Origin of the sequence: Pseudobutyrivibrio xylanivorans DSM 14809 (assembly GCF_900141825.1) — a bacterium.
GTDB classification, from domain to species: Bacteria; Bacillota; Clostridia; order Lachnospirales; family Lachnospiraceae; genus Pseudobutyrivibrio; species Pseudobutyrivibrio xylanivorans.
Map to the genome: position 1 here is coordinate 232709 of NZ_FQYQ01000002.1, position 13260 is coordinate 245968.

9 protein-coding genes are annotated in these 13260 nt (G+C 38.8%); 8 read left to right on the forward strand and 1 reads right to left on the reverse strand.

Annotation, left to right across the window (positions count from 1 at the left end):
* Position 1: 1 nt before the first annotated feature.
* The 4 genes from BUA88_RS02835 (at position 2) to BUA88_RS02850 (ending at position 5092) form a co-directional block, all read left to right on the forward strand.
* Positions 2–2341 carry a glycoside hydrolase family 2 TIM barrel-domain containing protein gene (locus BUA88_RS02835; protein WP_072912418.1) on the forward strand — a complete coding sequence of 780 codons (2340 nt, stop codon included), beginning with the start codon at positions 2–4 and terminating at the stop codon, positions 2339–2341.
* A 36-nt stretch (positions 2342–2377) separates the two neighbouring features.
* Positions 2378–2929 carry a TetR/AcrR family transcriptional regulator gene (locus BUA88_RS02840; RefSeq protein WP_072912421.1) on the forward strand — a complete coding sequence of 184 codons (552 nt, stop codon included), beginning with the start codon at positions 2378–2380 and terminating at the stop codon, positions 2927–2929.
* Positions 2930–3084: 155 nt separating this feature from the next.
* Positions 3085–4233, forward strand: coding sequence for a lactaldehyde reductase (fucO, locus tag BUA88_RS02845; protein ID WP_072912424.1), 1149 nt, complete (start codon positions 3085–3087; stop codon positions 4231–4233).
* Between the two features lie 232 nt (positions 4234–4465).
* Positions 4466–5092: a flavodoxin family protein gene (locus BUA88_RS02850; RefSeq protein WP_072912428.1), complete on the forward strand. Its 627-nt coding sequence runs from the start codon at positions 4466–4468 to the stop codon at positions 5090–5092.
* Positions 5093–5143: 51 nt separating this feature from the next.
* Here BUA88_RS02850 and BUA88_RS02855 read toward each other — a convergent pair whose 3' ends face one another.
* Complete coding sequence (locus tag BUA88_RS02855; protein WP_072912431.1) at positions 5144–6232, reverse strand: pyridoxal phosphate-dependent aminotransferase; 1089 nt, start codon at positions 6230–6232, stop codon at positions 5144–5146.
* 170 nt (positions 6233–6402) lie between these two features.
* Here BUA88_RS02855 and BUA88_RS02860 point away from each other — a divergent pair, with 170 nt between their 5' ends.
* The 4 genes from BUA88_RS02860 to BUA88_RS02875 are packed head-to-tail and all read left to right on the forward strand — an operon-like array spanning position 6403 to position 13253.
* Positions 6403–9936: a DUF5717 family protein gene (locus BUA88_RS02860; RefSeq protein ID WP_072912434.1), complete on the forward strand. Its 3534-nt coding sequence runs from the start codon at positions 6403–6405 to the stop codon at positions 9934–9936.
* Between the two features lie 8 nt (positions 9937–9944).
* Positions 9945–11180, forward strand: coding sequence for a DUF5716 family protein (locus BUA88_RS02865; protein ID WP_072912437.1), 1236 nt, complete (start codon positions 9945–9947; stop codon positions 11178–11180).
* A gap of 6 nt (positions 11181–11186) precedes the next feature.
* On the forward strand, positions 11187–12020 hold the full coding sequence (locus BUA88_RS02870; RefSeq protein WP_072912439.1) for a hypothetical protein: 834 nt from the start codon (positions 11187–11189) through the stop codon (positions 12018–12020).
* 27 nt (positions 12021–12047) lie between these two features.
* Positions 12048–13253: a hypothetical protein gene (locus BUA88_RS02875; protein ID WP_072912441.1), complete on the forward strand. Its 1206-nt coding sequence runs from the start codon at positions 12048–12050 to the stop codon at positions 13251–13253.
* The last annotated feature ends 7 nt before the right edge of the window (positions 13254–13260 follow it).

The following is a 13260-nucleotide window of genomic DNA, read 5'->3' on the forward strand; positions in this document are numbered from 1 at the left end:
AATGAAAAGGTTAGAATTTAACTCGAATTGGGATTTTGAGACGAAAGAGAAGAAGATTAATAACATTACTTTACCACATGATGCGCAGCTTTTAGATGGGAGAAGAGCTGATTCTGCAGGTGGTAGTGGACATGGGTATTTCGTGGGAAATGTATATGAGTATGAAAAACGCTTTGCTGCCCCAGATGAATGGAAAAATCAGCATGTAGAGATTTTGTTTGGGGGCGTATATCGTAATTGCGAAGTGAGACTTAATGGAAAGAAGCTGGGAGACCATAGATATGGATATACTCAGTTTACATTCGATTTAGACAATGCACTTGAATATGGTAGGGAAAACATTTTACAGGTTACAGTGGATAATTCAAAGTTGCCAAACTCTAGATGGTATACAGGTGGCGGCATATACAGACCTGTATACTTATTGATTGGTAATAGAAAACATATCACTTTTCAGGGCGTGAAAGTTACTACACTGGATATTGATCCTGCCAAAGTAAGAGTTCAGGTGGCTGCAAATTGCGGTGATATAAAAGTGGATATTATAAAGGATGGTAATGTTATCGCAAATACGGTAGGTGCTGATTCTGAGGTTTTGATAAATGATGCTTTGCTTTGGTCAGATGAGACACCGGAATTGTATGAAGCGCATGTAATGCTTTATGAAAATGGGACTTTAGTAGATGAAACAACTGAAAAGTTTGGTATCCGTAAAATCGCATGGAGTAACAACGGCCTATTTGTAAATGGTAAGGAAACTCTGCTTAGGGGCGGCTGTGTGCATCATGATAATGGTATTATTGGTGCAGCAAGCCTTCCTGAAAGTGAATGGAGACGTGTTTGCATTCTGAAAGAACAGGGCTTTAATGCTATAAGAAGCTCTCACAATCCGGCATCCACAGCAATGCTTGAAGCATGTGATTATTATGGTATATACGTTATGGATGAAGCATTTGATATGTGGTATGTTCGGAAGACTAAGTATGACTACGGAATGGATTTTAAAGAATGCTGGAAATCAGATGTAAGAACCATGGTAGAAAGAGACTATAACCATCCATCAGTCATAATGTATTCCATTGGAAATGAGGTGTCGGAACCAGGAAAACCAGAAGGAGTTGAGCAGGGTAAAGAAATTGTTTCATTTATCAAATCTATAGATAGTAGTCGTGCTATTACAGGCGGAATGAATTTAATGATTATGAGCCAGTATGCCAATGGCAAGGGGCAATATGATAATGTAGATAAGGAGCAAAGTGCATCAGAAGCTGATGACGGTAAGGCAAAAAACGCAAGCCTATTTTTCAATATGATGGCATCTTTTATTGGACCTGGCATGAATAAGGCCGGAAACTCTGACAAGGTTGATAAGCTTACTTCACCTATTTTGGATGCACTTGATATAACAGGCTACAACTATGCCAATGGTCGTTATCCGCTAGATGGCGAAAAACATCCTGACAGAGTGGTGGTAGGTAGTGAAACATTCCCTTATGAGATTGGAAAAAACTGGGATATGGTAAAGAAATATCCATATCTTATAGGCGATTTTATGTGGACTGCATGGGATTATATAGGTGAAGCAGGTCTTGGTGCATGGTCATATACTGGAGGTATGCCTTTTAATAGACCATATCCATGGGTGCTTGGTGGTGCAGGTGTTATTGATATTTTAGGAAATCCTGATGCCAGCGCAGGTTACGCGAAGGTTGTTTGGCACATTACAGATAAGCCTGTAATTGGAGTACGTCCCGTAAATCATCCAGGAGTAAGAGTATCAAAATCAGTATGGCGCGGAACTAATGCCATAGAAAGTTGGTCATGGAAGGGCTGCGAAGGGAACAAGGCAGAAGTTGAAGTGTTTGCTGATGCATATCAGGTTGAATTGTTATTAAATGGTAAATCATTAGGACGAAAAAAAATAAAAGATTATAAAGCCATATTTAAAACAAAGTATCAGCCTGGTGAGTTGACTGCTATAGCTTATGATATAAATGGAAATATGCTTTCAAGGAGTTCCCTTAAATCTGCAGATGAAAGTATGGTTTGCATATGTCCGGAAAAAGATAAATATGAAGTAGGTGATATTGCCTATATCAATATTAATATCCAGGATAACGAAGGGATTGTAGAATCGAATTCAGATGAAAAAATAGAGGTTTCTGTTGAAGGCGGTGAGCTTCTAGGTTTTGGAAGTGCAAATCCATGTACGAAAGAGGATTTTACTTCTGGAGAATACACTACCTATTATGGCCGAGCGCAGGCAATCGTTCGAATTACAGAAAATGAGTGCACGATAACTGCGAATGATGGTAATATGGTTGTGGAAAAGGTGATTTAGCTCATCTTTTTACTATATTGCATTGGGGCATTTTAAATGAAATCAGACATCAAATACAAGCTGGCAGAATCTATGAAAACCTGCATGAAAAATACATCAGTGGAAAACATCACAGTCAAACAGATAGTTGATGTATGTGGAGTTTCGAGACAAAGCTTTTATCGCAACTTTATCGACAAATACGACCTGATAAATTGGTACTTTGACAGGCTCCTAGAACAGTCTTTTAAGGAGATGGGCCAGGGTGAAACCATTCGTGAAGGCCTTATTAAAAAGTTTGCATACATAAAGCAGGAGAGATTATTCTTTTCAGCAGGCTTTAAGGGGGACGACCAGAACAATCTCAAGGATCATGACTTCATTATGATTTACGAGTTCTATTGTGATTTGATTAGAAAAAAGACTGGTGAGAATCTGGATAAGCATATGAGAAAGCTTCTTGAGATGTATTGCCAAGCATCTATTTATATGACCGTTCAGTGGCTTATGAAGGGCATGAAAGAGTCGGAGGAAGAGCTGGCTGATTTGATGATTGATGCCATGCCAGATATGTTACACAAGCTGTTTAAAGAAATAGAATTGGCCTAGAAAGCCTTTGTTTTAGCGATTTGTGATTTTTATAAAAATGTTACACATACGTATATCTGTAACTTATATTGACACACTCTATGATGATAAAATATCAATTGTAGGGTGTGTTATTTTTTAACACAATGTTTGTTACAAAAAAGGAGTGTATTGTTATGGCTAACAGAATTTCTTTAAATCCAACATCTTATCATGGTGCTGGTGCAATTCAGGAAGTAGTAAATGAGATTAAGGCTCATGGCTTCAAGAAAGCATTTGTTGCTTCAGATCCAGATCTTATTAAATTTGGAGTTACAGCTAAGGTTACAGATTTACTTGATGAAGCAGGTATTCCTTACGGTGTATATTCAGATATCAAACCAAATCCAACAATCGAAAATGTAAAGAATGGTGTTGAAGCATTTAAGGCTTCTGGTGCAGATTGCATCGTTGCTATCGGTGGCGGATCATCAATGGATACATCAAAGGCAATTGGTATCATCATTACAAATCCAGAGTTTGCAGATGTTCGTTCACTTGAAGGTGTTGCACCTACAAAGAACCCATGCGTACCTATTATCGCAGTTCCAACAACAGCAGGTACAGCAGCAGAGGTTACAATCAATTACGTTATTACTGACGTTGAAAAGGAAAGAAAATTTGTATGTGTAGATACAAATGATATGCCAATCGTTGCAGTAGTTGACCCAGAGATGATGTCATCAATGCCAAAGGGGCTTACAGCGGCTACAGGCATGGATGCTCTTACACATGCAATTGAAGGATATACAACAAAGGCAGCTTGGGAGATGACAGATATGTTCCATCTCGAGGCTATTCGTCTTATTTCAAAGAATCTTCGCGATGCTGTTGAAAACAAAAAGGAAGGCCGTGAGGGTATGGCACTTGGCCAATACATTGCAGGTATGGGCTTCTCAAATGTTGGTCTTGGTATTGATCATGCAATGGCTCACACACTTTCAGCACACTATGACACACCACACGGCGTAGCATGTGCTATGTTCCTTCCAATTTCTATGGAATTCAATCGCGAGTATACTGGGGAGAGACTTCGCGAGGTTGCTCGAGCTATGGGAGTAGAAGGTGTTGATAACATGTCACAGGATGAGTACCGTGATGCAGCTATCGCAGCTGTTAAGAAGCTTTCTGAGGATGTAGGTATTCCAAAGACTCTTGATAAGATCAAGGAAGAGGATTTAGACCAGCTTGCAACAGATGCTCTTAATGATGCATGCTATCCAGGAAATCCACGTGAGGCTACAAAGGAGCAGGTAATTGACATGTTCCGTATGCTCATGGCATAAAATATGAACAAATAGTTAAAAAACAGTGTTCTGTGATTATATAAGGAGCTGTTCATAATACTGACGCTTTTAAAGTGGTCAGACATAAGATAGCATCATATCCAATAAATGAAAGGGGTATGATGCTATGTTTAGTTTTAGTGACTTTAAAAAGTAAATCACTAATGCTAAACTAATCGCAATAAGAAGACTAGATGAATTCTTTATATAATGTAAAAGGAGAAAGTTAGACATGGCAAAGGTGATTCTATTAAATGGTAGCCCAAAGGCAAATGGATGCACAGCTACAGCATTACAGGAAATGGTAAAAGTTTTTGAAGCTGAGGGCGTAGATGCTGAAATTATTAATGTAGGAAATAAGGATATCAGAGGTTGTATAGCTTGCGGAAAGTGCCAGGAGCTTGGAAAGTGTGTCTTTGATGATTTAGTAAATGAAGTTGCACCAAAGTTTGAGGAAGCTGATGGAATTGTTGTTGGCAGCCCTGTTTATTATGCTTCACCAAACGGTACAATCCTTTCATTTATGGATAGATTGTTCTACAGCACTTCTTTCTCAAAGCATTTGAAAGTGGGAGCAGCTGTTGTAAGTGCTCGCCGTGGTGGAAATACTGCAACATTCGATGTGTTAAACAAGTATTTTTCAATTAGTGGTATGCCTATTGCTACTAGTACATACTGGAATCAGGTACATGGATTTACTGCTGACGATGTAAAGAAAGATCTTGAGGGGCTTCAGACTATGAGAAATCTTGCTAGAAATATGGCATTTATGATTAAGGCATTTTCTGATGCTAAGGATAAGTATGGCGAGCCTGAGGTTGAGAGAGGCTCATTTACAAGTTTCTCTGATGGGAAATAAAGATTACATATGATTAAAAAGAGCCTGCGGCACCGCAGGCTCAAATAATATCTACTTCAAAAGAAGAGCAGCAAGTCTATCATTATCTTCAGGATTCATGAAGCAGAAGCGAATGTAATTCTCACCCAGATATGGGAAAGTAGAACAATCGCGAATCATGAGTCCTTCTTTGATGCATCGGTCGAAGAGCTCCTGGCTGGTAAGGCCATCTTCCAAAATGCGAAGGAGCATGAAATTGCCATGTGGCCAATATGCCTTGAAACGAGAACTCTTATCAAAAATATCGTATAAACGATTTCTTTCAGAAGCGATAAGATTACGTGTCTTCTCGATATATTCTTTATCTGAAAACATTAGTTTTCCAGCAACAACTGCAATTGAATTAATGGTCCAAGGGTCTTTTCGCTGGTTTATAGTCTGCATCAAATCTGTGTTTGAACAGATAGCATAACCAAGACGAAGACCAGGTGCAGCAAAGAACTTTGAAGTGCCTCTAAGGATTGCAATGTTTGAATAAGTGCGTGTAAGGACTACTGAAGAAACCTCATTAATATTCTCAGCAAACTCCACGTAAGTCTCATCAACCATTACAAAGATATCGCATTCCTTGCAGGCATCAAGAATCTTTCGCATATCGTGATTATTGATGGCTGTTCCTGTAGGATTGTTAGGATTGCAGATAACAAGCATATCGATATCTTCAGTAAGCTTACTGATGAAATGATCTACATCTAAAACAAAATCATTTTCTTCGCGAAGAGGATAGTAGATGCTCTTTCCTCCACCTAAAGCAATTTCTCTTTCATATTCTGAATAAGTAGGACCCAAAATCAAAGCCTTAGAAGGCTTTTCAATCTGAATAAAAAGTGAGATAAGCTCTGTGGAACCATTTCCCACGATGATGTTCTCGGTCTCAGTGTTGCAGTATTCAGCGATGCATTTTCTAAGCTCTACATAATCTCTGTCTGGATAAGATGTGATGCAGTCGATATTTGCTGCAATTCCATCCTTAAGTTTAGGAGAGATTCCCAGGGGATTAACATTGGCAGAAAAGCTAATGATGTCCTCTTTTTTTATGCCGTAAATCTGCTCTATTTTTTCTAAATCACTTCCGTGAAAATGATCTTTATGTTTTATCATGGAAAGCCTCCTTAAAGGGTAAAATTTTCTTGCCTTATATAATAGCACTAGGCCTATATTTTATCCATATTTTTGTTGTTGAATTCGTTTGAAAACACTATATGTTGTGCTATACTAATAAATAATATGCTTGGGTTAGTATTACTCCCAAGGAAAAAGAGGAGAATGTTTTGAGAAAAAGAATCTATCGTATTTCCGAAGATAAATTCGACGACTTAAAACCAAATATTGAGTTTGATTCAGAGCAGATTGAAGAGACCTGCTTTATTAATGATGCCTTTTCGGGCAGTATATATTTCAAAAGCACTAATGGCGTTAAGGCTAGAGGTGTAGTTTACTGTGATAATCCTTACGTGAAAATTTCTAATCCATGGTTTGACGGGGTTAGTGTTCGCATTGATTATCTGGTTGATGATTACAATTACAAGGCTTCAGAATGTCTTAAGGGCAATTTTATCATTGTCACTGTAGGCATGGAAAAGAAACTGCCTTTTTCTATCACCTATGTTAAGCGTCCACTTCTATGTAGCGTTGGCCAGATTAATTCACTTCACGAGTATGCAGAGTTTGCACAGAGTCATTTTGCAGAAGCTGTATCATTGTTCTACTCAGACAGATTCGCTGAATTCATCTCAGATCAGGATAAGCGCACTAAGCTTCTTTACAGAGGCTTCAAAGCAGCACCTATTTCAGCTGTCAATGTAGATGAATTTCTTGTTTCCTGCGGCCATAAGGCTAAAATGACCTTCGATTTGGAGGAGAGACAGGATTCATATTACGAGGTTGATGAGAATATTAGAGGCGAAATAGAAATCAGCCGTTCTACATGGGGATTCATCGATATCACAGTTTCCTGTGATGCTGATTTTGTCTCAGTTGAAAAGGAACACATTACTGGCGACTTTTTCCTTGGCTCAATTTTTAACATGAGCTACTACATCCACAAGGATAAGATGCATGCCGGAATCAATTATGCAAAAATTTCCTTCGACTACAGAGACATCCATAAAGAGATTACTATTCTTGCTACAGCCGACAAAGAAGGCATCACATTAGAGTCAGAAGAGTTTAGTCACAATAAAAAGATTCTTAAGGCATTTCGTTTATACGAAGATTACAGACTTCGCCGAGTTACCACCAGCCAGTGGTGTGCCGAGTCTCTGGAGATTATAAATAGTCTTTCTGATGAAGTTGGAAATAGCAATTTCATTCTTCTTATAAAAGCATTTTTATATGTTACCAATAATCAAAAGCAGGAAGCTCTTTGGATTATTCAGGATTTAAAACGAAGCATAGAAGATAAGGGCAGCAGCGAGTGGGCATTCCTACTTTACATCTGCACACTTATAGAGCGTGAAGAGGATTACGTAGATCGCCTCACAGAAAATATTGAGGGCATCTTTAGGGAGCACCGTGACGATGTTCATATTTTCTGGTTTCTATTGTTCCTCAGAAAAGAATACATTAAGAATCCTACAGCTAAGCTTAGAGAGATTTCCAAGTGGGTTGATAATGGATGGGACACACCTCTTTTATACATAGAGGCTTACTACATTTTCCTTCAGGACCCATATCTTATTTCATCCTTTGATGAGCTTACAATCAAGGTGTTAAATTGGGCCAAAAAGAAAAAAGCCATCACTAAAGACATGGCCATCCAGATGATTCATCTTTTGGAGACAGAACGTAATTACAATCCAAAGGTTCTACCAATCCTCGAAGAGTGCTACGAGGTTTATCCTGATATGAAGCTCCTGTTGGCTATTGTTACATACCTTTTGAGAGCACCGTATATTGAGAGTGATTTTCTGAAGTGGTTTGGTATGGCCATCGAAGCTAATCTTCATGTATCTGGTATTTTCGAGGCATACATGGAAGCTTTGCCAGCTTATTCAGTTGATAAATTGCCACAGCTTCTTACCATGTTCTTCAAATACAATAGCAATCTGTCCTACGATAAAAAGGCATTGCTTTACGCGAACATTATCCTTCACAAGGATGAGGATTACGATACATACGAACACTACGAGAGTGCTATAGAATCATTTGCACTTGAGCAGTTAAAGCTTGGTCGTCTCGATGACAATCTTGCAGTTTGTTACCAGCGCCTTATGGAGCTTGGTATTTTCGATAAAGAGATGGCTCGCCTTATTTCCGAGCTCTCCTTCAAGAAGAAGCTTGCGGTTATTAATCCAGATATCAGAAGAGTATTCCTGTATCAGGAGGAATTTAAGGCACCTACCATCGCCAACATTTCCGACCACAAGGCTTACATTAATTACATTGGCAGCACTGGAGTTGTTCTCTTTGAGGATAACAATGGATATCTGTTTGTTGATGATGATGCTTATTTTACAGAGGACATCATCAATACCGAGGGCTTCACAGAAAAGCTGAAGGAGCTGTCTACACTTAATCTGCCATATGCGTTGATGAGATTTTCTCACAGCCAGAATACAAAGGATTATTCATCTGCAGATGCTGAGGCAGCTGAGCTTATCATGGAATCAAAACAGATTTCTGCCGATTACCTTGAGAAGATATATCCTCAGCTTATTGAGATTCTTAGATTTAATAATAACGAGGCTGTCTTAGAGAAACACTTTATGCAGGAGGCTGATTTAAAGTCTCTCAGTGCTGAGGTTATAGCAGCAGTGCTGGAGGTGTTTATTGTCAGAAGCAAATACGAGGAAGCTTTTTATATGTTAAAGCACACCAATTCCTCATTGCTTAAGCCGGCGCCAGCCACAAAGCTTTGCCAGTTTATGATTAACAAAGAGCCGGAGAAATCCGATGACTTCCTGATCCTGTTTACAGCAGGGCTTATTTCACAGGGATATATTCATTCGGATATGATTCGTTATCTTGTAAAGTTCTTCGTAGGTCCTACAGATTTAATGCTGGCAATCTACGAAAGTGCTTTTGAAAAGGGCGAAGATGTTGTGGAATTCGGAGAGCGAATTATCACACAGGCTCTTTATAGAGATTTCCTTTGTCCTAAGATTATAGATGTGTTTGATACTTACGTATCCCGCAAAAATAACAAGATGATTGTGGAAGCCTTCTTAAATTACGAAGCACACGATTATCTTGCTAACCAAGCAGAGGTTCCTGAGAAGATTTTTGCCTACATTTACAACCGATTCAAGAAGGGGCTCAATGTATCAGAAAGCATGAGAATTGCCCTTTTGAAATATTTATGTACTGGTACAGATTTGGATGAGGAAGATTATTCTATACTGGATATTCTTTTGGCTGATGCTATTCTCAGAAATCAGTACTTTGGATTTTTTGCCAAGTGTGATGAAAGACTTAAGATTAAATATCATCTTTATGACAAGTATTTCATCGAGTTTAATACAGACAAACGTAAGGCGGTTGATATTGTTTATTCTGTCAACGGGGCACCAGCTGTCAAAGAAGATATGATTGAAATGTATGACGGTCTTTACGTGAAGCAGTTTATCCTGTTCTACGGCGATGAATTGAAATACGAAATTTACAGAGATGATGTTTCGGACGAACCGCTTAAGACAGACACATTTGTATTAAGCAACGAGTTGGAACAGACCGAAGGCAGATATGCGCTGATGAATCGTATAACACGACACAGTCTTTACAACGAAGTCTACGAGTTGGCTGAGGATGTAAAGATTTATCAGGGTCTTGACACCGTTACAAGAGATTTATTTTCTATTATTTAAGGAGTTTTATGGGAACTACAGAAGGCACATATGTAGGAATTGATATTAGTTCAAGGAATACAGTTCTTAGCATTTACAATTCGAATATGGATGAGCCTGCTACGATAAGCACTATTCTTGGCGAGGAAAACTATTCCATCCCAACTGTGCTTGCCAAGAGAATAGGTATGGGCCAGTGGTTCTTCGGTGAGGAAGCCATCAAAATGAGCAGGCTTAAAGAAGCTGTTCTTGTGGAGGAGCTTTTTAATCTTGCTTTACGTGACGGGCAGATAGTGATCGATTCTGATACATACAATGCCAGAGATTTGCTTACTATTTTCTTCAAGAAGCTGTTTTCCATTCCAGGGCCTATGGCCGCTTTGCACGAGGTGGAGAAGCTTGTTATCTGTGTGGAGCAGATTAATCTTGAAGTGATGGAGCTGATGAATCATGTGGCTTCAAAGCTTGGTATTGATCAAAACCATGTGATGCTTATAGACAGAAGTGAATGCTTCTATTACTATGCACTGTCACAGAAGCCAGAGCTGTTTTTATATAACGTGGCATTATTTGATTACAGCGGCACTAATATGGTGTCCTGCACACTTCATCGCAATCAGACCACACGTCCGCAGCTAATCAATCTCAACGTTACTAATCACGGGGAGATTACAGATAATAAAGACGAGCTTTTTGATGAGGTTATCACTGATACCTTTGGAAGCTCCCTGTTTTCTTCAGTATATCTTGTGGGAGACGGCTTTGATGGAGAATGGATGAAGGTCAGCCTTTCTCATTTATGTAAGGGTAGAAAGGTTTTCCTTGGAAAGAATCTCTACTCTAAGGGCGCCTGCTACGGGGGCTTCATAAAGGACGGCAAAAGAGATTGGCCATTTATCTACATTGGAGACAATGACCTAAAGCTAAATCTTTCCATCAAGATTTTAGAAAACAATGTTATGAAGTTCTTCACTTTAATTGATGCCGGAGAAAGCTGGTATGACGTTAAAGGTGAATGTGAGGTAATCCTTGATGGTGAGCCTGAAATAGAATTTTTTATTCAGCGTCCAGATTCAAGAGAAGCACACTCGGAAGTTCTGGAGCTCACTGACATGCCAAAGCGTGAAAACAGAACTACACGTCTACGCATTGAAGCGAGACCTGTTTCTGATGTGGCAGTTTCAATTATTATTACGGATTTGGGATTTGGAGAAATATCACCAGCATCAGGTAAAAGCTGGGAACACACAATTACGACTGAGTAGGTATATATGAGCACATTAATCTATTGTAAAAATGCGTTATCGGCAACGCCATATTATATCGAAGAGGCTGCTCTTAATGTTTATTCTTTGGAGGAGCTAAGTTATTATATTCTTAATAACGTTTATTTGCTTTCTTCGAAGCTGATGAGTCCTGAGCTTTGCAACTGGGTGGGGCGAGAGCTCAAAGAACCAAAGCTTGCATCTGAGCTTCAAGGCTTGGTTCAGAACAACGCTCCTCTTCATATCTTTGTGGGACATATACTTGGTTCCAATGGCTATGCATCCAACAAAGAGATAAAAGATATTTTAGCTATCATTGCCACCTTCGAGAACAAATCAGAGGCCGAGAGAAAGAAGCTTAGAGCAGACAGACTTATGGCGAAGGACAAGCTGGTGGATGCCATATACGAGTACGAGACACTTTTAGCAGATGACGTAGCCAAGAACATGCCTAAGGTTGTAGAAGGGGACGTTTATCATAATTTAGGATGTGCATTTTCGAGATTATTCTTTTTCAAAGAGGCTATGCAGTGTTTCGATGAGGCATACAAGCGCAACCAGAAAAAGCAGAGTCTTTACTGTCTTTTATATGCAGCCAGATGTGCAAAGGACAAATTATCTTTCGACCAGTACGTTACCAAATACTTGGTTACTAAGGAGGATGTGGATCAGGTTTTAAGCGCTGTATCTACAGCCACAGCCAATGAAAATATTCTTGAGTTCGATCATGCTATAAATGAGCTCATAAATGATGATTATAAGAGAGAAGGAACAGTTAATGCTGTTAGTAGTGTAGTAAACAATTGGAAAGACGAGTATATTAAGTATTGTAAAATATAATTAGTAATTCATTGGGGAGATTTTACTATGGGATTTTTTACAAAACGCAAAACAAAAAAAGAAATTAGGGCAGCCAAAATCGACGACGCTTTCAACAGAGTCTATTCTCAAATTGATGATATTGACAGTTGGGAGGACCCTAAGAAACTCGAGCACTATATTCTTGATTCTTGCGAGCAGATTATAGCATCCACTAAAGCTATGGAACGCCAGAAGATGGAATACAGAATTGTTACCAGATATCTCAATGATATTAAAGCGATAGAAAATCTTCCTAAGGATATTGCAAAGGATTTGCGTACCACTGCAACACGTATATGCGAATTGGAGCAGAATATTCTTGAATCACGAAACATCACAAGAAATATTTCTGATGAACAGTTTTCAGTTATAGCTGATGAAGAGGATGATATGCCTGAGATAATTAACAGGTTTGCTTCTGATGAAATTTATCAGGCCAAGCTTAAAAAGAGTCTTGCTTACCTTGAGGGTGAAAAGAGCAGATGGGAGATTGAAAGGGAAGAGCTCCTTGCTCAAGGGAAAATCTTTAGACGTATGGCTATCGCCGTACTTACTTCATTTACCACATTATTAATTTTGTTGTATGTTATGAACAACGTTGCTACAGTAGATATTTCTTTATGGATTTACCTTGTATTATTTATTTGCGCAGTTAGCGGATTCATGATTTTCTTACGTCAGAACACCATTACTAGAGAATCCCGTATGTCATTAATCCACCTTAATCAGGCTATCAGTATGCTCAATGTGGAGCGCATGAAATATGTTAATGTGACCAACAGTATTGAGTATTCAAAAGATAAATACTATGTCAAAACAGCAGCTGAGCTTCAATATATTTGGGAGCAGTATCAGGATAAAGTTAGAGACCAGCAGCGATATATTGAAAATAATGACGATTTGGAATTCTACAATGACAAGCTCGAGAGGATTCTTGGTAGCATAGGTCTTGCTGATGATAAGATCTGGCTGAATCAGGTTAATGCTTTGATTAATAAGCAGGATATGTCAGATTGCAGACATAGATTAGTTGTACGTAGAAAGAAGATTAGAGATAGGTTGGAAGACCATCGCAAAATCGTTCAGGAAGAACGTGATGAAATTGACAGGCTGATGACCAGACATGAGCATTATCTGCCTGAGATACAGGAAATTATTAAATCCGTTGATAAATTATGCGGAACCAGTTCCAGCACAAAGATAAAGGCTTGAAAGGAGT